The 21,952-nt window shown below is 60.7% G+C and carries 17 protein-coding genes; 15 read left to right on the top strand and 2 right to left on the bottom strand.

What is annotated here, in order from left to right; genetic code table 11:
- The first annotated feature begins 16 nt into the window (after positions 1-16).
- The 11 genes from atpD to NH234_RS00835 all read left to right on the top strand — a co-directional run bounded on the left by atpD (position 17) and on the right by NH234_RS00835 (position 15,074).
- A complete protein-coding gene (gene atpD / locus NH234_RS00885) occupies positions 17-1,393 on the top strand; it encodes a F0F1 ATP synthase subunit beta (RefSeq protein ID WP_007954162.1) in 1,377 nt (458 codons plus the stop codon).
- A 45-nt stretch (positions 1,394-1,438) separates the two neighbouring features.
- Positions 1,439-1,864, top strand: a complete 426-nt coding sequence (locus NH234_RS00880) for a F0F1 ATP synthase subunit epsilon (protein WP_007954164.1) — start codon at positions 1,439-1,441, stop codon at positions 1,862-1,864.
- Positions 1,865-1,982: 118 nt separating this feature from the next.
- The gene (gene glmU / locus NH234_RS00875; protein ID WP_085733905.1) at positions 1,983-3,350 is read left to right on the top strand and encodes a bifunctional UDP-N-acetylglucosamine diphosphorylase/glucosamine-1-phosphate N-acetyltransferase GlmU; all 1,368 of its coding nucleotides are present in this window, start codon (positions 1,983-1,985) and stop codon (positions 3,348-3,350) included.
- Between the two features lie 132 nt (positions 3,351-3,482).
- Entirely contained in the window at positions 3,483-4,259 is a 777-nt protein-coding gene (locus tag NH234_RS00870; RefSeq protein ID WP_085713102.1) for a DeoR/GlpR family DNA-binding transcription regulator, read from the top strand.
- 2 nt (positions 4,260-4,261) lie between these two features.
- Entirely contained in the window at positions 4,262-6,094 is a 1,833-nt protein-coding gene (glmS, locus tag NH234_RS00865; RefSeq protein WP_085733906.1) for a glutamine--fructose-6-phosphate transaminase (isomerizing), read from the top strand.
- Positions 6,095-6,499: 405 nt separating this feature from the next.
- A complete protein-coding gene (hutU, locus tag NH234_RS00860; RefSeq protein ID WP_367255382.1) occupies positions 6,500-8,191 on the top strand; it encodes a urocanate hydratase in 1,692 nt (563 codons plus the stop codon).
- 2 nt (positions 8,192-8,193) lie between these two features.
- Positions 8,194-9,726, top strand: coding sequence for a histidine ammonia-lyase (hutH, locus tag NH234_RS00855; protein ID WP_367255380.1), 1,533 nt, complete (start codon positions 8,194-8,196; stop codon positions 9,724-9,726).
- 97 nt (positions 9,727-9,823) lie between these two features.
- Positions 9,824-11,230 carry an amino acid permease gene (locus NH234_RS00850; RefSeq protein ID WP_367255378.1) on the top strand — a complete coding sequence of 469 codons (1,407 nt, stop codon included), beginning with the start codon at positions 9,824-9,826 and terminating at the stop codon, positions 11,228-11,230.
- A gap of 116 nt (positions 11,231-11,346) precedes the next feature.
- Positions 11,347-12,273, top strand: a complete 927-nt coding sequence (locus NH234_RS00845; RefSeq protein WP_367257271.1) for a LysR family transcriptional regulator — start codon at positions 11,347-11,349, stop codon at positions 12,271-12,273.
- A gap of 104 nt (positions 12,274-12,377) precedes the next feature.
- Positions 12,378-13,004, top strand: coding sequence for a glutathione S-transferase family protein (locus tag NH234_RS00840; RefSeq protein ID WP_085731280.1), 627 nt, complete (start codon positions 12,378-12,380; stop codon positions 13,002-13,004).
- A 45-nt stretch (positions 13,005-13,049) separates the two neighbouring features.
- On the top strand, positions 13,050-15,074 hold the full coding sequence (locus tag NH234_RS00835) for a pyridoxamine 5'-phosphate oxidase family protein (RefSeq protein ID WP_367255376.1): 2,025 nt from the start codon (positions 13,050-13,052) through the stop codon (positions 15,072-15,074).
- On the opposite strand, the gene NH234_RS00830 is transcribed toward NH234_RS00835, so the two are convergent.
- Both NH234_RS00830 and NH234_RS00825 read right to left on the bottom strand, forming a co-directional pair.
- Positions 15,071-16,483, bottom strand: a complete 1,413-nt coding sequence (locus tag NH234_RS00830) for a glycosyltransferase family 1 protein (RefSeq protein ID WP_085731282.1) — start codon at positions 16,481-16,483, stop codon at positions 15,071-15,073. The two genes, NH234_RS00835 and NH234_RS00830, sit on opposite strands and share 4 nt — an antisense overlap.
- Positions 16,480-16,647: a hypothetical protein gene (locus tag NH234_RS00825; RefSeq protein WP_170929583.1), complete on the bottom strand. Its 168-nt coding sequence runs from the start codon at positions 16,645-16,647 to the stop codon at positions 16,480-16,482. Before NH234_RS00825 ends, NH234_RS00830 begins: the two co-directional genes overlap by 4 nt.
- A gap of 446 nt (positions 16,648-17,093) precedes the next feature.
- Between NH234_RS00825 and NH234_RS00820 the strand changes: the two genes are divergently transcribed.
- The 4 genes from NH234_RS00820 to NH234_RS00805 are packed head-to-tail and all read left to right on the top strand — an operon-like array spanning position 17,094 to position 21,917.
- A complete protein-coding gene (locus NH234_RS00820) occupies positions 17,094-18,656 on the top strand; it encodes a glycosyltransferase (protein WP_367255373.1) in 1,563 nt (520 codons plus the stop codon).
- Positions 18,650-19,954: a glycosyltransferase gene (locus NH234_RS00815; protein ID WP_367255372.1), complete on the top strand. Its 1,305-nt coding sequence runs from the start codon at positions 18,650-18,652 to the stop codon at positions 19,952-19,954. Before NH234_RS00820 ends, NH234_RS00815 begins: the two co-directional genes overlap by 7 nt.
- The gene (locus NH234_RS00810; RefSeq protein WP_367255371.1) at positions 19,951-21,105 is read left to right on the top strand and encodes an acyltransferase family protein; all 1,155 of its coding nucleotides are present in this window, start codon (positions 19,951-19,953) and stop codon (positions 21,103-21,105) included. Before NH234_RS00815 ends, NH234_RS00810 begins: the two co-directional genes overlap by 4 nt.
- Positions 21,099-21,917 carry a class I SAM-dependent methyltransferase gene (locus NH234_RS00805; protein WP_367255368.1) on the top strand — a complete coding sequence of 273 codons (819 nt, stop codon included), beginning with the start codon at positions 21,099-21,101 and terminating at the stop codon, positions 21,915-21,917. The genes NH234_RS00810 and NH234_RS00805 overlap by 7 nt, the downstream gene beginning before the upstream one ends.
- Positions 21,918-21,952: the final 35 nt, after the last annotated feature.

Here is a 21,952-nt window from a genome sequence, read left to right as displayed (position 1 = left end):
TTCAGAGGATCCAGCTATGAGTAGCGGACGTATCGTTCAAATCATCGGCGCCGTTATCGACGTGGAATTTCCACGCGACAGCGTACCGAGCATCTACGACGCCTTGAAGGTTCAAGGCGCCGAAACCACTCTGGAAGTTCAGCAGCAGCTGGGCGACGGCGTGGTTCGTACCATTGCGATGGGCTCCACCGAAGGCTTGAAGCGCGGTCTGGACGTCAACAACACTGGCGCAGCCATTTCCGTACCGGTCGGTAAAGCGACTCTGGGCCGGATCATGGACGTACTGGGCAACCCGATCGACGAAGCTGGCCCGATCGGCGAAGAAGAGCGCTGGGGGATCCACCGCGCCGCTCCTTCCTTCGCAGAACAAGCTGGCGGCAATGAGCTGCTGGAAACCGGCATCAAGGTTATCGACCTGGTTTGCCCGTTCGCCAAGGGCGGTAAAGTTGGTCTGTTCGGTGGTGCCGGTGTAGGCAAAACCGTAAACATGATGGAACTGATCCGTAACATCGCCATCGAGCACAGCGGTTATTCCGTGTTCGCCGGTGTGGGTGAGCGTACTCGTGAGGGTAACGACTTCTACCACGAGATGAAGGACTCCAACGTTCTCGACAAAGTAGCCTTGGTCTACGGTCAGATGAACGAGCCACCAGGAAACCGTCTGCGCGTAGCGCTGACCGGCCTGACCATGGCCGAGAAGTTCCGTGACGAAGGTAACGACGTTCTGCTGTTCGTCGACAACATCTATCGTTACACCCTGGCCGGTACCGAAGTATCCGCACTGCTGGGCCGTATGCCTTCGGCAGTAGGTTACCAGCCGACACTGGCTGAAGAGATGGGCGTGCTGCAAGAGCGCATCACTTCGACCAAGCAAGGTTCGATTACTTCGATCCAGGCCGTATACGTACCAGCGGACGACTTGACTGACCCGTCGCCAGCGACCACGTTTGCTCACCTGGACGCCACCGTCGTTCTGTCCCGTGACATCGCTTCCCTGGGTATCTACCCGGCGGTAGACCCACTGGACTCGACTTCGCGTCAGCTGGACCCGAACGTGATCGGCAACGATCACTACGAGACCGCTCGTGGTGTTCAGTATGTGCTGCAGCGTTACAAAGAGCTGAAGGACATCATCGCGATCCTGGGTATGGACGAGCTGTCGGAAGCCGACAAGCAGTTGGTAAACCGTGCTCGTAAGATCCAGCGCTTCTTGTCGCAGCCGTTCTTCGTGGCTGAAGTCTTCACCGGTGCTTCGGGTAAATACGTTTCCCTGAAAGACACCATTGCTGGCTTCAAAGGCATCCTCAACGGTGACTACGACCACCTGCCAGAACAAGCGTTCTACATGGTCGGTGGCATCGAAGAAGCGATCGAGAAAGCCAAGAAACTGTAATCCCGGCGCCCGGCAACGGGCGCTCATTTAGGTTGAGGCAATCAGATGGCTATGACAGTCCATTGCGATATCGTCAGCGCGGAAGGAGAAATCTTTTCCGGCCTGGTCGAGATGGTGATTGCGCACGGTGCTCTGGGTGATCTTGGTATCGCTCTGGGTCACGCGCCGCTGATCACGAATCTCAAGCCGGGTCCGATCCGCCTGATCAAGCAAGGCGGGGAAGCCGAGGTGTTCTACATCTCCGGTGGTTTCCTCGAGGTTCAGCCGAACATGGTCAAGGTGCTTGCCGATACCGTGCAACGTGCCGCCGACCTGGATGAAGCTCAGGCTCAGGCAGCTCTCAAGGCTGCCGAAGCTGCTCTGCATGAGAAGAGCGCAGATTTCGACTACGGAGCTGCGTCCGCACGTCTGGCCGAGGCTGCAGCTCAGCTGCGCACCGTCCAGCAGATCCGCAAGAAGTTTGGCGGTTAATCCGCCAGCCACTTGTTGTGCGATTGATAAAAAAGGGTAGCCTCGGCTACCCTTTTTTCTTTTCAGAATTCTACAAACCCGGTCGCAGTTGCTGACCACCCAGGATTGGTAGCCAGTCATGTCTCTTGAAATCGTAATCCTCGCGGCCGGTCAAGGCACACGCATGCGTTCGGCACTGCCGAAAGTGCTGCACCCGATTGCCGGCGATTCCATGCTCGGTCATGTTATCCACAGCGCTCGTCAGCTCGATCCGCAGCGCATCCACGTTGTCATCGGCCACGGCGCTGATGTGGTACGCGAACGTCTGGCTGCCGATGACCTCAATTTCGTCCTGCAGGACAAGCAATTGGGTACCGGCCATGCGACTGCCCAGGCCGTACCGTTCATCACGTCCGATACCGTTCTGATCCTCTACGGTGACGTGCCGCTGATCGAAGTCGAAACCCTGCAGCGTCTGCTCAAGCACGTCGTTCCCGGCCAGATGGGGTTGCTGACCGTCGAACTGGACGATCCGACCGGTTATGGTCGCATCGTGCGTGATGCCAGCGGCAAGGTCGCGGCCATTGTCGAGCACAAGGACGCCACTGAAGCTCAACGCGCGATCACCGAAGGCAATACCGGGATTCTCGCGGTACCTGCCAGCCATCTGGCTGACTGGATGGGGCGCCTGTCGAACAACAACGCCCAGGGTGAGTATTACCTGACCGACGTGATTGAAATGGCGGTCGGTGACGGCCTGGTGGTCGCGACCGAGCAGCCCCACGATCCGATGGAAGTGCAGGGCGCCAACGATCGCAAGCAACTGTCCGAACTGGAGCGTCATTATCAGTTGCGTGCCGGTCGTCGCCTGATGGCGCAGGGCGTGACTCTGCGCGACCCGGCCCGCTTTGACGTGCGTGGTGAAGTGACCATCGGGCGCGATGTGCTGATCGACATCAACGTGATTCTCGAAGGCAAAGTCGTCATCGAAGACGACGTGGTGATCGGCCCGAACTGCGTGATCAAGGACAGCACCCTGCGCAAGGGTGTGGTGATCAAGGCCAACTCTCATATCGAAGGCGCGGTGCTGGGTGAAAACAGCGACGCCGGCCCGTTTGCCCGACTGCGTCCAGGCACTGTGCTCGAAGCCCGTGCCCATGTGGGTAACTTCGTCGAACTGAAGAACGCCCGTATGGGTGAGGGCGCCAAGGCCGGACACCTGACTTATCTGGGGGATGCCGAGATTGGTGCCCGCACCAACATCGGCGCCGGCACCATCACCTGCAATTACGATGGCGCCAACAAGTGGAAAACCGTGTTGGGCGAAGATGTGTTCATCGGCTCCAACAATTCGTTGGTGGCACCTGTGGATATCTCTGCCGGTGCCACCACGGCGGCCGGTTCGACCATCACTCAGAATGTGGATAACGCCCAATTGGCCGTCGGTCGAGCGCGGCAGAAGAACATCGATGGCTGGAAGCGACCGGAGAAGATCAAGAAGAGCTGATTTATCCACAGCGCTTCAATCTGAAAGATCGCTGCCCTCGGGCAGCGATTTTTTTTCATCGTCGGCTTGACGGTTTTGCTTCGATAGGTTTTGATTACTTTCATTATCTTTCGAATCGAAACTTATCGCACCATGTCGAAACGCAACACACCCCAACGTCGCCACAACATTCTGGCCTTGCTCAATGAGCAGGGCGAAGTCAGTGTCGATGAACTCGCCAAGCGTTTCGAAACGTCGGAAGTTACGATTCGCAAGGATCTGGCCGCGCTGGAAAGCCATGGTCTGCTGCTGCGCCGTTATGGCGGAGCGATCACCATGCCCCAAGAACTGGTGGCCGATGTCAGCCAGAATGTTTCCAAATACAAGCAGGCGATTGCCCGCGCTGCGGTTACACGCATTCGCGAACACGCCCGCATCATCATCGACAGCGGCAGCACCACAGCCGCGATGATTCCCGAGCTCGGCCAGCAACCGGGGCTGGTGGTGATGACCAATTCCCTGCATGTCGCCAATGCCCTGAGCGAACTCGAACATGAACCGGTCCTGCTGATGACCGGCGGCACCTGGGATCCCCATTCGGAATCCTTTCAGGGCCAGGTCGCCGAGCAGGTACTACGCTCCTACGACTTCGATCAATTGTTCATCGGTGCCGACGGCATCGATCTGGTGCGTGGCACCACCACCTTCAATGAGCTGCTCGGCCTGAGCCGGGTGATGGCGGAGGTGGCGCGGGAAGTGATCGTGATGGTCGAGGCCGACAAGATCGGCCGCAAGATTCCGAACCTGGAGCTGCCATGGAGCAGCGTCCATACCCTAATCACCGATGATCGCCTGCCGCAGGAGGCACGGGATCAGATTCAGGCTCGCGGTATCAATTTGATTTGCGCGACGGTCAGTCAGGAGAAATAAGCATGTGTGGAATTGTCGGCGCGGTAGCTGAACGTAATATCACCGCCATCCTGGTCGAAGGCCTCAAGCGCCTCGAATACCGGGGTTATGACAGTGCCGGTGTGGCGGTGTACACCAATGAAGGTACGCTGGAACGCACCCGTCGTGTGGGCAAGGTCAGCGAACTGGATGCGGCCCTGGCGGAACACCCGCTGGTAGGCCGTCTCGGCATTGCCCACACGCGTTGGGCAACCCACGGTGCGCCGAGCGAACGCAATGCCCACCCGCATTTCTCGGGCAACGTCGCGGTGGTGCACAACGGCATCATCGAAAACCATGAGGCGCTGCGCGAGCAACTGAAGGCGCAGGGTTACGTGTTCTCCTCCGACACCGACACCGAAGTCATCGCCCACCTGCTGACCGAAAAACTCAAGGCGCTGCCGGACCTGACCGACGCCTTGAAGGCTGCGGTCAAGGAACTGCATGGCGCCTACGGTCTGGCGGTCATCCACGCGCTGCAACCGGATCGTCTGGTCGCGGCTCGCAGCGGCAGCCCGCTGGTGATCGGCCTGGGTCTGGGCGAGAACTTCCTCGCTTCCGACCAACTGGCCCTGCGTCAGGTCACTGACCGTTTCATGTACCTGGAAGAGGGCGATATCGCCGAAATCCAGCGTGACAAGGTGCAGATCTGGGACGTGACCGGCAAAGCCGTCGAGCGCCAGACCGTGCAGTACACCGACGGTGCCGAAGCCGCTGACAAAGGCGAATTCCGCCACTACATGCTCAAGGAAATCCATGAGCAGCCATCCGTGGTGCAACGCACTCTGGAAGGTCGATTGAGCTCGGATCAGGTGCTGGTGCAGGCGTTCGGCCCGCAAGCCGCCGAACTGTTCGCCAAGGTGCGCAACGTGCAGATCGTCGCGTGCGGCACCAGTTACCACGCCGGCATGGTTGCCCGTTACTGGCTCGAAGAGCTGGCGGGGATTCCTTGTCAGGTCGAAGTCGCCAGTGAGTTCCGCTACCGCAAGGTGGTGGTGCAGCCGGACACACTGTTCGTCACCATCTCCCAGTCCGGCGAAACCGCCGACACCCTAGCTGCCCTGCGCAACGCCAAGGAGCTGGGTTTCCTCGGCAGCCTGGCGATCTGCAACGTCGGAATCAGTTCGCTGGTGCGCGAATCCGACCTGACCCTGCTGACTCAGGCCGGTCGTGAAATCGGCGTGGCCTCGACCAAGGCGTTCACCACGCAACTGGTCGGTCTACTGCTGCTTACCCTGTCCCTGGGCCAGGTGCGCGGCACTCTGGAAAAAGGTGTCGAAGCCCGACTGGTCGAAGAATTGCGTCGCCTGCCGACCCGTCTGGGCGAAGCGCTGGCCATGGACAGCACCGTGGAAAAAATCGCCGAACTGTTCGCCGACAAGAATCACACCCTGTTTCTCGGACGTGGCGCGCAGTATCCGGTAGCGATGGAAGGGGCCTTGAAACTCAAGGAAATCTCGTACATCCACGCGGAAGCCTATCCTGCCGGTGAACTGAAGCATGGCCCGCTGGCGCTTGTGGATAACGACATGCCGGTGGTGACCGTGGCGCCGAACAACGAACTGCTCGAGAAGCTCAAGTCCAACCTGCAGGAAGTCCGTGCCCGTGGCGGCGAACTGATCGTGTTCGCTGACGAGAAGGCCGGGATGACCAACGGCGAAGGCACCCACGTGGTGCAGATGCCACACATCCACGACATCCTGTCGCCGATCCTCTACACCATCCCGCTGCAACTGCTGTCGTACTACGTCGCAGTGCTCAAGGGCACTGACGTGGATCAGCCGCGTAACCTGGCGAAGTCGGTGACGGTGGAATAAGTTATCCACACGCCGTAATAGACGACCACAACCTGGAGACTCATTGAGGCCTCCAGGCTGTGGGATGTTTCCTACTTTTTGTTACCGAACACCCCAGCGCGGTGCAATGCCACGCTCCTGTAACAGCCACTCTCCTTTCAAAAAACGCCCCTTCGAAAAATATTCAATCAATCGATGCCCCGTGATTTCGGTGTTCTTAGCGATGTCCGCTGGTTTTGTCAGAAAGCTTCTCCATCAGTTGGCCGTTCAATTGCATATGCCTGTATGTACAAGTAAAGACGTATGCATGCGAGTCGAACGAAACTCCGCATCACGTCCCCTGATTCGCTTGTCGCGCATTGAAGCGCACAAGCCGCTTGCCCATCGCCAGGGTTGGTTTGAATTGATCGCTGAGGAGTCTTTTTCGTGACTGACGCAAAAACTACTAAATTCCGTGACGTCGAAATCCGCGCCGCACGCGGCAACAAGCTGACCGCCAAGAGCTGGCTGACCGAAGCGCCGTTGCGCATGCTGATGAACAACCTCGACCCGGAAGTGGCCGAGAACCCGAAAGAACTGGTTGTCTACGGTGGCATCGGTCGCGCCGCGCGTAACTGGGAGTGCTACGACAAGATCGTCGAAAGCCTGACCAATCTGAATGATGACGAGACCCTGCTGGTGCAATCCGGCAAGCCGGTCGGCGTGTTCAAGACCCACAGCAACGCCCCGCGTGTGCTGATCGCCAACTCCAACCTGGTGCCGCACTGGGCGACCTGGGAACACTTCAACGAACTCGACGCGAAAGGTCTGGCGATGTACGGCCAGATGACCGCTGGCAGCTGGATCTACATCGGCAGCCAGGGCATCGTGCAGGGCACCTACGAAACCTTCGTTGAAGCCGGTCGCCAGCATTACGATTCCAACCTCAAGGGCCGCTGGGTCCTGACCGCCGGCCTCGGCGGCATGGGCGGCGCCCAGCCTCTGGCTGCCACATTGGCCGGTGCGTGCTCGCTGAACATCGAATGCCAGCAGGTGAGCATCGATTTCCGCCTGAAAAGCCGTTACGTCGACGAGCAGGCCAAAGACCTCGACGACGCCCTGGCCCGCATTGAGAAGTACACCAAGGAAGGCAAGGCGATCTCCATCGCGCTGCTGGGTAACGCCGCCGAAATCCTTCCGGAACTGGTCCGTCGCGGCGTGCGCCCGGACATGGTCACCGACCAGACCAGCGCCCACGACCCGCTCAACGGTTACCTGCCGGCCGGCTGGACCTGGGAGCAATACCGCGCCCGCGCCAAGACCGAACCGGCCGCTGTGATCAAGGCCGCCAAGCAATCGATGGCTGTTCACGTCAAAGCCATGCTGGACTTCCAGAAACAAGGCATCCCGACCTTCGACTACGGCAACAACATCCGCCAGATGGCGCAGGAAGAGGGGGTGGAAAACGCCTTCGACTTCCCGGGTTTCGTGCCGGCCTACATCCGTCCGCTGTTCTGCCGTGGCATCGGCCCGTTCCGTTGGGCGGCGCTGTCGGGTGATCCACAGGACATCTACAAGACCGACGCCAAGGTCAAGGAACTGATCCCGGACGACGCCCACCTGCACAACTGGCTGGACATGGCCCGCGAGCGCATCAGCTTCCAGGGTCTGCCGGCGCGGATCTGCTGGGTCGGCCTGGGCCAGCGCGCCAAGCTCGGTCTGGCGTTCAACGAAATGGTCCGTCGCGGCGAACTGTCGGCGCCGATCGTGATCGGTCGCGACCACCTCGACTCCGGCTCGGTCTCCAGCCCGAACCGCGAAACCGAATCGATGCAGGACGGCTCGGATGCCGTGTCCGACTGGCCACTGCTCAACGCTTTGCTCAACACCGCGAGCGGCGCGACCTGGGTGTCGCTGCACCACGGCGGCGGCGTCGGCATGGGCTTCTCGCAACACTCGGGCATGGTGATCGTCTGCGACGGTACTGATGAGGCGGCCGAGCGTATCGCTCGCGTGCTGCACAACGACCCGGGCACTGGCGTGATGCGCCACGCCGATGCCGGTTACCAGATCGCCATCGACTGTGCCAAGGAGCAAGGGCTGAACCTGCCGATGATTACTTCGGTTAAAGGAGCCTGAACATGACTGCACTGAACCTGATCCCTGGCCAACTGAGCCTGTCCCAACTGCGTGACGTCTATCAGCATCCGGTCAAGCTGACCCTCGATTACAGCGCTGCTGCACAGATCGAAGCCAGCGTCGCCTGCGTCGAGCAGATCCTCGCCGAGAACCGCACCGCCTACGGCATCAACACCGGTTTCGGCCTGCTGGCCTCGACCCGCATCGCCAGCGAAGACCTGGAAAACCTCCAGCGTTCGCTGGTGCTGTCCCACGCCGCCGGAGTCGGCCAGCCGATCAGCGATGAGTTGGTGCGCCTGATCATGGTGCTCAAGGTCAACAGCCTGAGCCGTGGATTCTCCGGCATCCGTCGCGTGGTGATCGATGCGCTGATCGCCCTGATCAACGCCGAGGTTTACCCACACATTCCGTTGAAAGGTTCGGTCGGTGCATCCGGCGACCTGGCACCGCTGGCGCACATGTCGTTGGTGCTGCTGGGCGAGGGCAAGGCGCGCTACAAGGGCGAGTGGATGGAAGCGACCGAGGCGCTGAAGGTCGCCGGTCTGACGCCGCTGACTTTGGCTGCGAAAGAAGGGCTGGCGCTGCTCAACGGTACTCAGGTTTCCACCGCATTCGCCCTGCGCGGTCTGTTCGAAGGCGAAGACCTGTTTGCCGGTGCACTGGCGCTGGGTGGTCTTACAGTTGAAGCAGTATTGGGTTCGCGCTCGCCATTCGATGCGCGCATCCACGCCGCCCGTGGCCAGAAGGGCCAGATCGACACCGCCGCTGCCTACCGCGATCTGCTCGGCGAGCGCAGCGAAGTCTCCGACTCGCACCAGAACTGCGAAAAGGTTCAGGACCCGTACTCGCTGCGTTGCCAGCCGCAAGTCATGGGCGCGTGCCTGACCCAGTTCCGTCAGGCCGCTGAGGTGCTGGTCATCGAAGCCAACGCCGTCTCCGACAACCCATTGGTATTCGCCGCCGAAGGCGACGTGATTTCCGGCGGCAACTTCCACGCCGAACCAGTCGCCATGGCCGCTGACAACATGGCCCTGGCCATCGCCGAAATCGGCTCCCTGAGCGAGCGTCGCATCTCGCTGATGATGGACAAGCACATGTCGCAACTGCCGCCGTTCCTGGTGGCCAATGGCGGGGTGAACTCCGGTTTCATGATCGCTCAGGTGACGGCAGCGGCCCTCGCCAGCGAGAACAAGGCACTGGCTCATCCGCACTCGGTGGACAGCCTGCCGACTTCCGCCAACCAGGAAGACCACGTGTCGATGGCCCCGGCTGCCGGCAAGCGTCTGTGGGAAATGGCCGAGAACACTCGCGGCATTCTTGCGGTGGAATGGCTGGCGGCGGTGCAGGGGCTGGACCTGCGCAACGGCCTGAAGACCTCGACCAAACTGGAAAAGGCCCGGGGCATTTTGCGTCGCGAAGTGCCGTTCTACGAGAAGGACCGCTTCTTCGCGCCGGACATCAATGCGGCGACTGAACTGCTGGCGTCGCGCACGCTGAATGATCTGGTGCCGGCGAACCTGCTACCGAGTCTGTAAGTGCCTCATCGCCAACAGGCTGTCTTCCACTCTGCGTGGAGGCCGGCCTGTTGGCGTTTCGATTTTTGCGTCGAATAAAAATAAATAAGGACGAAAAATGCAGCAGTCAGCAAAAGGTTTGAAACGCGGGCTCTCGGCCCGACACATTCGCTTCATGGCCCTGGGATCGGCGATCGGAACCGGGCTGTTCTACGGTTCTGCCTCGGCCATCCAGATGGCCGGCCCAGCGGTCCTGCTCGCTTACCTGATCGGTGGCGCGGCGGTGTTCATGGTCATGCGAGCCCTGGGCGAGATGGCGGTGCACAACCCGGTCGCCGGCTCGTTCGGGCAGTACGCGAGCACCTACCTTGGCCCCATGGCGGGCTTCATTCTCGGTTGGACCTACGCGTTCGAAATGGTCATCGTCGGCATGGCCGATGTGACGGCGTTCGGCATCTACATGGGCTTCTGGTTTCCGGAAGTCTCGCGCTGGATCTGGGTGCTGGGTATCGTTTCGGTGGTCGGCGGGCTGAACCTGTGCAACGTCAAGGTCTTCGGTGAAATGGAGTTCTGGCTGTCGTTGCTCAAGGTGGCGGCCATCGTCGCGATGATCCTCGGCGGCTTCGGCATCATGCTATTCGGCATCAGTACCGCCCCCGGTCAAGCCACCGATATCAGCAACCTGTGGACTCAGGGCGGCTTCATGCCCAACGGCGTGGGCGGCCTGATCGCCTCGTTTGCGGTGGTGATGTTTGCCTTCGGCGGCATCGAAATCATCGGTGTGACCGCCGGTGAAGCCAAGGACCCACATCGTGTGCTGCCCAAGGCGATCAACGCCGTACCGATGCGCATCCTGCTGTTCTATGTGCTGACGATGCTGGTGCTGATGTCGATCTTCCCGTGGCAGCAAATCGGCAGCCAAGGCAGTCCGTTCGTGCAGATCTTCGACCATCTGGGCATCAGCTCGGCGGCCACGATTCTGAACATTGTGGTGATCTCGGCGGCGGTATCGGCCATCAACAGCGACATCTTTGGCGCAGGCCGGATGATGTACGGCCTCGCCCAGCAAGGGCATGCGCCGAAAGGCTTCGCTCGCCTGTCACGCAATGGCGTGCCGTGGCTGACGGTAATCGTGATGAGCTGCGCGCTGTTGCTGGGCGTGTTGCTGAACTACCTGATCCCGGAAAACGTGTTCCTGCTGATCGCTTCCATCGCGACCTTCGCCACGGTGTGGGTGTGGCTGATGATTCTGTTCACCCAGGTGGCCATGCGTCGTTCCATGACGGCCGAGCAAGTGGCGCAACTGAAATTCCCGGTACCATTCTGGCCGTACGCACCGATGGCGGCGATTGCCTTCATGCTGTTCGTGTTCGGCGTGCTGGGTTACTTTCCGGATACTCAGGCAGCGTTGATTGTCGGCGTGGTCTGGATCGGATTGCTGGTGCTGGCCTACCTGACGTGGGTCAAACCGGCAGCCGGACAGGCTGCACGGGTGGCCGGCGATCAGCCGGTTTCTCAGTCCTGACCTGATCGGGAAACATTCCGCGCCTGCATCGCGTTGTCGGGATGCAGGCACCCGGAATCGAATCACAGATGAATCGCAGCAGTCGCTGCGATTTTTTTATCCACTCCGAGGACACCATGGATCGCTTCCAGGAAATGCACATCTTCGCGACCGTTGCTCAGGAACAGGGCTTTTCCGCTGCCGCGCGACGCTTGGGTCTGTCAGCGGCCAGCGTCACCCGGGCGGTGGCGGCGCTGGAGCAACGAATCGGTACGCAGTTGCTGATTCGCACCACTCGCAGCGTTCATCTGAGCGAGGCAGGTCAGCGCTACCTGGAAGACTGTCGGAGGATTCTTGCCGAGGTGCAGGAAGCGGAAGACTCTGCTGCCGGCAGCCACACCCAGCCCCGTGGGCAATTGACGGTGACGGCGCCGGTGTTGTTCGGCGAGCTGTTTGTCACACCGGTGATGGCGGGTTATCTGACGCAATACCCGGACGTTTCCATCAACGCCTTGCTGCTGGATCGCGTGGTGAGCATGGTCGAGGAGGGCGTCGATGTGGCGATCCGCATCGGTGAGTTGCCGGACAGCAATCAGCATGCGATTCGGGTTGGTGAGGTGCGGCGGGTGATTTGCGGCTCGCCTGGGTATTTTGCCGTTCACGGTCGGCCAACTCATCCACAGGCGTTGGCGGGTGCGCCGGTGGTGGCGACCTCGGCCATCGGCCAGATACGCAGTTGGCCGTTCCTGGAAGATGGCGAACCCTTGAGCGTCAGGCCCGAGCCTCGGCTGGTGGTCACCGCCAATCAGGCTGCGATTGCTGCCGCTTGCCTGGGGCTTGGGCTGACTCGGGTGCTGTCTTATCAAGTCGCGAGCAAGATCGCCTCCGGTGAGCTGGAAATCGTCCTCGCCGAGTACGAATTGCCGCCGTTGCCAATCCATGTGGTGTATCAGGGTGGGCGCAAGGCACCGACTCGAGTGCGCAGTTTTGTCGACTACGCCGTAAACGCCTTGCGCGAACATCCGGCTCTGAAAAACGCGGCGTTATTTCACCCAGAGAAATAATGGATTGCGTTTTCTGGTGATTCTGTTGTTTTTACGCTAGGTGGAAGATGGCTGCCATGGTTGTCGCCCATTTCGGGCGACGCAAACGTCCAGCGGAGTCGACCATGCAAGCGATCAAACTCTACAACTTCCCGCGTTCCGGCCACGCCCACCGCGTCGAGCTGATGCTGTCCCTGCTGCAATTGCCGACCGAATTGATCTTCGTTGATCTGGCCAAAGGCGAGCACAAACAACCTGATTACCTGGCGATCAACAGCTTCGGGCAAGTGCCGGCCATTGATGACAATGGTGTGGTGCTGGCCGATTCCAATGCGATTCTGGTGTATCTGGCGCAGAAGTACGGTAACGGTCGTTGGCTGCCGAGCGACCCGGTCGGCGCGGCGCGCGTCCAGCGCTGGCTGTCGGCAGCGGCGGGGCCGATTGCCTTTGGTCCGGCAGCGGCCCGCTTGGTTACGGTGTTCGGGGCGAAGCTGAATGCAGATGAAGCGATCACCCGTGCGCACAACCTGCTGAAGGTGATGGATCTGGAACTGGGCAAGACTCCGTTCCTGGTCGGCAGCGAGCCGACCATCGCCGACGTTTCGGCCTACAGCTACATCGCCCATGCGCCGGAAGGCAATGTGTCGCTGGACGACTACGGCAACGTGCGCGCCTGGCTGGCGCGGGTTGAAGCATTGCCCGGTTTCATCGGCATGCCACGCACTGTCGCCGGTCTGCAAACCAGCGCCTGAGGTTCACCATCCAGACTGCGCCGCTGGCGTGGGGGAGAGGTCGTCATGGAACGTTCACCCTGGCACGCCGGCGAGCGACAACTGCAAGTGCAGGTCGGCGTTGCCGAGCGCATGGAGGAATTCGGTCGCAAGGTGATTCGCACCTGGATGCCGGATCAGCACCGTCAGTTCTATCAGCAATTGCCCTTCATGCTGTTCGGCGCGGTGGATGCCGATGGGCGCCCGTGGGCCAGCGTGCTGGAGGGCGAGCCGGGTTTCGCTCACTCTCCCGAGCCGACGCAGTTGCACTTCGACAGCCTGCCCGCCGTTGATGACCCGGCGCAGTTACAGGCCGGTGCGGCCATCGGCCTGCTCGGCATCGAGTTGCACACCCGTCGGCGCAATCGCCTCAACGGCCACATTGGCAACCTGGGTACGAGCGGCTTCGACTTGACGGTCGATCAGTCCTTCGGCAACTGCCCGCAGTACATTCAGTTGCGCCAGTTCCAGCGAGTGCCGCTGACGGATCCGCAAACCCGGCGCGCCGAGCACTTCGACGGGCTTGATGACGCGGCGGTTGCGCTGATCGAAACGGCCGACACCTTCTTCGTCGCCAGTTATGTCGATGTTGACGGCGAGCGTTCGGTGGATGTTTCCCACCGGGGCGGCCAGGCCGGTTTCGTGCGGGTGGAGGGCAATCGCCTGACCATCCCGGACTTTGCCGGCAACCTGCACTTCAACACCCTCGGCAACCTGTTGCTCAATCCCCGGGCCGGCTTGTTGTTCATCGACTTTTCCACAGGCGATATGCTGCAGCTCAGCGGCCGCACGGAAGTCATTCTCGACGGACCGCAGATCGCAGCCTTCCAGGGTGCCGAACGGTTGTGGACGTTCGAGGTGGAAAAAGCGGTGCGGCGTCCGGGCGCGTTGGCCCTGCGCTGGCGTTTCGACGGCATGTCGCCGACCAGCCTGCTGACCGGCACCTGGGCTCAGGCCGATGCACGTTTGCAGGCCCAGGCTCTGGGTGACAGCTGGCGGCCGCTGCGGGTGGCGCGGATTGAAGCGCAGAGCCGGCACATCCGTTCGTTCTACCTCGAACCCGTGGACGGCGCCGGCCTGCCGGTGTTTCAGGCCGGGCAGCATCTGCCACTGCGTTTCACTCTCGACGGTGAAGTGTTCATTCGCACTTACAGTCTTTCGGGCGCACCGTCGGATGACTTCTTCCGGATCAGCGTGAAGCGTGAAGGGCGGATATCGACGCATCTGCACGATCAGGTGCGCGTCGGCGACGTGCTGGAGGCGCGCTCGCCTCAAGGGCATTTCACCGTGGCGCCGCTGGAGCGTCGTCCATTGGTTCTGCTGGCGGCCGGGGTCGGCATCACGCCGTTGCTGTCGATGCTGCGCGAGGTGGTGTATCAGGGCCTGCGCACCCGACGGATTCGTCCGACCTGGCTGATCCAGAGTTCCCGCAGCCTTGCCGACCAGCCGTTTCGCGCTGAGCTGGACCGCTTGCTGGAGGACGCTGGCGATGCGGTGCGGGTGTTGCGCCTGCTCAGTCAACCGGAGCCTGATCTGGTGGAAGGCGAGGATTACGACCTGCACGGGCGCATTGACGGTGCCTTGTTGAGGAACCTTATCGATGAATTTGATCAGATCGATTTTGTGCTCTGCGGCCCCGGCGCTTTTACCCAGGGTCTTTACGACAGCCTGCGCGAACTGGACGTGCGCGACGACCAGATCCACGCCGAAACCTTCGGCCCTTCGACCCTCAAGCGCCAGGCCGATGCGGACGCCATCGTGATCGAACAATTGCCGGCCGCCACCACCTCGGTGCCGGTGGTCTTCGAGCGTTCGGCCAAGGAAGCGCGGTGGCAGCCCGAGGGCGGCAGTCTGCTGGAACTGGCCGAGAGCCGTGGATTGCGTCCCGAGTTCAGCTGTCGCGGAGGATCATGCGGCACCTGCAAGACGCGGTTGATCAGCGGCGCGGTGAATTATCCACAGCCCCCGGCCGAAGTGCCGGAGGAAGGACAAGTGCTGATCTGCTGTGCGGTGCCGGCGCAAAGCGCCCAGCCGCTGGTGCTGGACCTTTAGCGGCCAAAGCGTACGACAGCGTCAGGTCTGTGGGCTTCTATCGTCAGGTGCAATGCCGGTGACTTCGCAAGTCCCGCTGGCGCTTGCAGCACATGGCGTGCAGTACGCTCAACCAGTTGCAGACTGGCTTCTCGCCAGCCAATCCATTGCCAGTCGTTCACATCGCGGTTGGCGGGGAACTCACCACTGCGCTCGAAGGCTGTCACCAGATCGGCGAGGCGCTGGGGGGCCTGCAAATCGAAATAGGCCATGAACTCCCCGCCGATCTCACGGAACACCGCAATGTCGCTGCCCATCGCAGGCAACCCGCGTTGCATGGCCTCGACCAAAGGCAGGCCGAAGCCTTCGACGTAAGAAGGAAACACCAATGCACTGGCGTGGGCATAGGCATGTTCAAGGCTGGTGTCGCTCAAGTCATTGAACATGAACAAGCGCTGGTTGAATTGTGGATGGTTGCGAACCCTGTTGAGCAGGGCGTCGCATTTCCAGCCGATGTTTCCGGCGATGCACAGTCGTGCGTTCGAACCGGCAGCCCAGGCTTGATCGAAGGCATCCAGCAGATATTCGTGGTTCTTGCGCGGCTCGATGGTACTGACCATCAGGAACACCGGTTCATGTGTCGTGAACACGCGTTTCAGGCGCGGTTCGACAACGGCATTGCGGCTCTGCAGATCCAGTTCCGATCCCAGGTGGAAATAGTCGAACCAGCGCTTTTCGGCCTGTGTCGAACCAATGCGCCGCTTCACTTCTTCGCGCAATTGATCGCGTACCGTGGCCGATATCGCCACATAGCCATCGGCGGTACGGGTGATCCAGTCGAACCACTTGCTGAAAACCTGCACCAGCCGCGTTTCGTAAAAATGAGGGTGAGTCAGGGGAATCAAATCGTAGATCACTGCAACGATGCCCACGCCTTCGCGTTTGAGCCGTTCGGCATGCTGGAAGAAATCCGAATGCCAGGACGAATCCAGCAACACCAGTTGATCGCCCGGCTGGTGCTGCAACGGCTCGCAACGTCGAGGCAATTGATAGCGGTTGTTTCTCTCGACAAGTCGCAGTGGGATACCGAACAGGGCGAACGCAGACAGTCGATAGCTGACGTACAACGCGCGGCGCGCCAGTTTTGTCCGGCAACTCCGGTCAACACGTTGATACAGTTGCCCGAAGCGGTGGGCCAGTCGTTCCAGGCGTTCGCCAAACGTCACGATGGCGTTTGACACTGGCGAGTCCAACGGAGCCAGACGGGTCACCCGGTACAGCTTGCCCTTGAGCAGGACCACCGGAATGCATTCGATACCTTCAGCGCTCGAAGGCAGTTGTTTGATGACATTGCGCACCACTCGCTGAATCCCTGAGTTGACGCTCGGGTTCTTGAATACGTGAGTGCATTCGACGAGCAGCCGAGTCATGGCGCACGCTCCATCAAGGCGTCAGACAATTGCAGCCGGCGCTCCACCAGACGCTTCGGTTTCGTCAGGTCGAAGGGCGAATCGGCAGGCAGCACATTCTTTGTCGAATCATCGAACATTGAACGCGGCTGGTTTTGTTGTCCCACAAGTTCGCTGAAACTCATGATGAACAGACTTCTTTTCAAACAGCGACCCCTTGGTCTTTAACTCTCACCTTTCCCTACAGGCTTGAAGGGATGTCTGTCAGACCGTTTGTAAATCCGGGTGCAAGACGGGTGAAGTCGTTGTTGTATTTGTTTGGTGACCAATCTGTGCCAATTGCGCAGCAATTTCAACCGGCCAAACCGTGACCGGTCAGTTCTCATCAGCGTAGCCCGGTTTTTTCTCGCCGGGCGGTTCACGAACCCTGAACGGATGTGTTTAGAATGCCCCTCGTCGCGGTTTCCCGAGCGTTGCCAGAATGGTTGCGTATCAGGGTGAAACTGACCACTAAAACAAGAACGACGACGTGCTTCGGGACACAGGATGAATGTCGGCCATACCGACCCGATCCGAGGCCTGGCCGTCATAGCGTGAGGCTGCCGGAATGGTGGTCGCACTGTGGGATGCCATGAATTTCATTCTCTACTCGGACGTCAACGACCGCTCCATCAGCCAGAGTCTCGGGCGTCCCGAATACAGCTACTACTTCGTGCTCAAGACCTATCGCCCGGTACTCGAAAGCCTGGGCCGGGTGCATGTGGTGTCTACCCGCAGCGAAGTCGATCCACTGTACCGACAGCTGCTCGCTGCCGGCGAAAGCAGTTTGTTCCTGTCCTTCACCCCGCCGCAGAATACCCCGACCGACCTGGAGTGCCCGACGATCTGCGTGATTGCCTGGGAGTTCGACTCCATCCCCGATGAGTCGTGGGACGGTGATCAGCGTCAGGACTGGACACAGATGCTCGCGCGGCAAGGTCGGGTCATCACGCTATCGAGCCACACCGCCAGGGCGATCCGCCGAGCCATGGGCGAAGACTTTCCGGTCCTGGTATTGCCGACGCCGCTGTGGGAAAACTTCGCGGCCATTCGTGAGCAACAGGTCAGCGCGCCGATCAACTCCGGAACGACCCTGGCGATCAAGGGCTGCATTTTCGACAGCCGTACGCTGGGGCTCTGTGCCGATGACTTGCTGCCCAAACCACTGACCGCCGAGCAACTGGCCGAGATCGAGGCACGGCGCCCGCCACCCCTGACACTCAAGCGTCGACTGGTCATTGCCCGCCATTACCTGCGTCTGTGGGCGCTGAACCCGAGCGATCAACCCAAGCCCATGGCCCGCGTGAAATACCTGCACCACGGCTACTGGGAAGGCTTTCGCGATCTGTTTTCGGACAAGGCCCATGCCTGGCTCGAACGACGCCTGCCGAGCATCGCCGGCCCCCACGAAGTGGCAGTGGACGAACCACCGCCGCTGAACCTGCCGGACACTTCGGCAGTGGTGGAAACCACCGTCGATGGCGTGGTCTACGTCACCGTGTTCAACCCCAGGGATGGCCGCAAGAACTGGCATCAACTGATCACGGCGTTCTGCTGGGCCTTTCGCGAAACACCTGACGCGACGCTGGTGTTGAAGATCACCCAGAACGATCTGGCGTCCTACTACAGCGAACTGATGACCTTGCTGGCGCAACTGACACCGTTTGCCTGTCGGGTGCTGGTGATGCACGGCTACCTGGATGATCCGCAATACGCGCGGCTCTACCAGGCCGCCAGTTTTTACGTCAACGCGTCACGTTGCGAAGGCCTGTGCCTGCCGCTGATGGAGTTCATGTCCAGCGGCAAACCGGTGATCGCTCCGGATCACACGGCGATGGAAGACTACATCGACGACGCGGTGGCCTTCGTCGTCCGGTCCAGCGAAGAGCTGACGATCTGGCCCCAGGACACCCGCATCATCTATCGCACCCTGCGTCACCGACCGGACTGGGGCTCGCTCAAGAGTGCTTACGAGAACAGTTACCGGATGGCCAAAGCGCAGCCGCAGGACTATCGCCGAATGTCGGTCGCCGCCGTCGAACGCATGCACGACTACTGCTCGTTCGCCCCAGTGCAGCGGCGCCTGGCGGATTTTTTCGGCCTCGCGCCAAGCGCGGCCGATGCTGCGCCCGTGACGGAAAACGCCTCATGCTGATCATCATTCATTCGGAAACCAACCAACACACCATCGTGCAAAACCTTGGCCGTTCCGAGTACAGCTATTACTTCGTGCTCAAGGAATACCGGCCGGTGCTCGAACGCCTCGGACGCGTAGTGGAAGTAGCGGACCCGGCCCGCGAAGTCGACGCGCTATATCTGGAATGCCTGACACGTGGCGAGCCATGCGTGTTCCTGTCGTTCTCGCCGCCCCATCGCACGCCGATCCACCTGGCTTGCCCGACATTGCCGGTATTCGCCTGGGAGTTCAGCACCATCCCGAACGAGCCTTTCGACGGCGAGCCACGCAACGACTGGCGCACGGTGCTGCGCGCCTGCGGTGCGGCAATCACTCACTCCAGCTACACGGTCAACGCGGTGCGCGAGGCCATGGGCGCCGACTACCCGATTGTCGCGGTGCCGGCGCCGGTGTGGGACCGCTTTGCCGCCCGGGGCGCACAGCTGCAAGATCATCCCTCGACGGGGCCGGTACGCCTGAAGATCAAAGGGCTGGTGGCCGACAGTCGCCAGCTCGATCTCGATGCTTTTGGCCCGAAGCATCTGCGCCGTGGCAAAGGCATCGACTTCGAGGCGCCGGTCCGCGAGCAGGAGTTGTTGCTCGATGGCGTGGTGTACACCTCGGTGTTCAACCCTGGCGACGGGCGCAAGAACTGGGAAGACATGCTCAGTGCATTCTGCGTGACGTTCCGTGAGGTCGAAGACGCCACGCTGGTGTTCAAACTCACTCACCACGATGCCGAAGAAGCCCTCAGCGATATCCTTCATCACCTGTACAAGAACCAGTCCTACCGCTGCCGCATCGTGCTGATCTATGGCTACCTCGCGGACGCGGACTACGAGCGACTGGTGCAGGCCACTCGTTATGTGGTGAACACGTCCTACGGCGAAGGCCAGTGCCTGCCGCTGATGGAATTCATGTCCTGCGGCAAGCCGGCGGTGGCGCCGCGCACCACGGCGATGATCGATTACCTGAGCGAAGACAATGCGTTCCTGGTCGAGTCCACGGACGAACTCACCGCATGGCCTCACGATCCGCGCAAGGCGTTTCGCACATTGCGCTACATGACCAACTGGGCGTCGGTCTGCGTCGCCTATCGCAACAGCTATGAGGTCGCGAAACACGATCCGCAGCGATATGCGCAAATGGCCGCCGGGGCGGTCAGCAGCCTGCAGGCATTCTGCAGCCAGGCGGTGGCCGAGCAGCGTTTGCAGGTCTTTCTCGCGAAGTTGTTCGAGCACCGGGCCGCTGCAGACACAACGGTGTCCCGGGCATGAGCGGCAAACGAATCCTGGACATCGAAGTACTGCGAGCGATCGCAGTGCTGGGTGTGCTGATTCATCATATGCAGGGCAGCCTGTTCACCGATCCGGTGCCATTGCTGGAAAAAATCCACGCCTGGGCCCAGCCGTGGTGGGGCGTTGACCTGTTTTTTGCCATTTCCGGGTTTGTCATCGCCCGCAACCTGATCCCGGCGCTGCAAGGTTGTTCGACCCGCCAGGAATACTGGGAGCAGACGCGCAACTTCTGGCTGCGCCGGGCCTTCCGTCTGTTGCCTTCGGCCTGGTCATGGCTGGCGCTGATGCTGCTTGCGTGCCTGTTTATCAATCGCTCCGGGGCTTTCGGCACGCTGTCCGCCAACCTGCAGGCGACGCTGGCGGGCGTGCTGCAGTACGCCAACTTCCGATTTGCCGACAGCTTTTTTCATTACGAGTACGGCAGCAGTTTCGTGTACTGGAGCCTGTCGCTGGAAGAGCAGTTCTATCTGCTGTTCCCGCTGCTGATTCTGGTATGCCGCAAGCATCTGGTCTGGGCGTTGCTGGCGCTGATCGCGGTGCAACTGTTCACCCTGCGCACGCCGCTGCTGATGGTGATCCGTACCGATGCGCTGGCCCTCGGCGTGTTGCTGGCAATGTGGAGCGCGCAGCCGTCCTGGCGGCGATGGGAGCCGACCTTCCTGCGTCGTCCGTGGGCCGGTGTGACTGTGCTGATCGTGCTGGCGCTGCTGTTGAGCTACATGGCCACCGACCGTTTCACCTTCGTCTCTTATCGGATCGGCTCGATTGCCGTGCTTGGCGCACTGCTCGTATGGATCGCTTCGTACAACCGCGATTACCTGCTGCCGGCCGGTAGAGTGCAGCGGCTGATGGCATGGATCGGCAGCCGCTCCTACGGCATCTATCTGATCCACATCCCGGCCTATCAACTGGTGCGGGAACTGATCTTCCGATTGCAGAGTGCCGGTCTGCCGAGTCCGGCGGGGCATCCGGTCGTGACGCTGCTGATTGCCGGTAGCCTGATCGTGCTGCTCAGCGAGCTGAATTATCGTTTCATCGAAATGCCGATGCGCAATCGCGGCGCCGCCCTGGTGCGCCGCCTCGGTACATCGCGCAACGCCATCCCATCCTCTGGAGCCACCTCATGCTGAGCCTTTTGAAGAAACTCACGGCGCCGACGTCCGTCCCGGTAGCCGCGCAGCCTGCTGCCGACAAAGTCGATCCGTATATGCTCGGCTTGCACGATGCAATGCTCAGTGGCTGGTTCAACCAGGAGACCGGCGAGCTGTTCAAAGGCTTTCCGGTGACCGCCGATGACACCTTGCTCGACGTCGGTTGTGGCGACGGTGGCAACGTCCATTTCTGTGGCATGCGCGGGGCGAAAATCATCATCGCCGACATCGATGGCGCCAAGGTCGAAGCCACCCGCCAGCGCTTGAGCGATACACCGGCCCGCGGCGTCGAGTGCCACGTCACCGACTGCAACCCGCTGCCGATCGCCGATGGCACCGCCACGCGCGTGGTGTCCACTGAAGTCATCGAACACGTCGATGACCCGGCACAGTTCCTTGCCGAACTGGTACGTGTCGGCCAGTCGGGTGCGCTGTACCTGCTGAGCGTGCCGCACCCCAGTTCCGAAGATTTGCAGAAAGACATCGCCGCACCGGAGTATTTCCAGAAGCCCAACCACATTCGCATCATCAGTGAAGAGCAGTTCAAGGCGATGGTCAGCGAGGCAGGGTTGGAGATCATCAGCCACAGCCAGTACGGGTTTTACTGGTCGATGTGGATGATGTTGTTCTGGGAAGCCAAGGTCGAATTCAGCAACCCGGATCATCCGCTGCTCAACCATTGGGCCGAGACCTGGCAAGCGGTGCTCGACTCGCCGCGCGGCGCGCAGATCAAGCAGGCACTGGATGCGGTGGTGGCGAAAAGTCAGGTGATCATCGCCCGTAAGCCCTGAGTGCTTTTGTGTAACCTTGCAGCCTGATGTTTCAG

This window comes from Pseudomonas sp. stari2 (assembly GCF_040760005.1).
Lineage (GTDB): Bacteria > Pseudomonadota > Gammaproteobacteria > Pseudomonadales > Pseudomonadaceae > Aquipseudomonas.
Note: the sequence above shows the minus strand (reverse complement) of the source record. Positions and strands in the feature narration are given on the sequence as shown.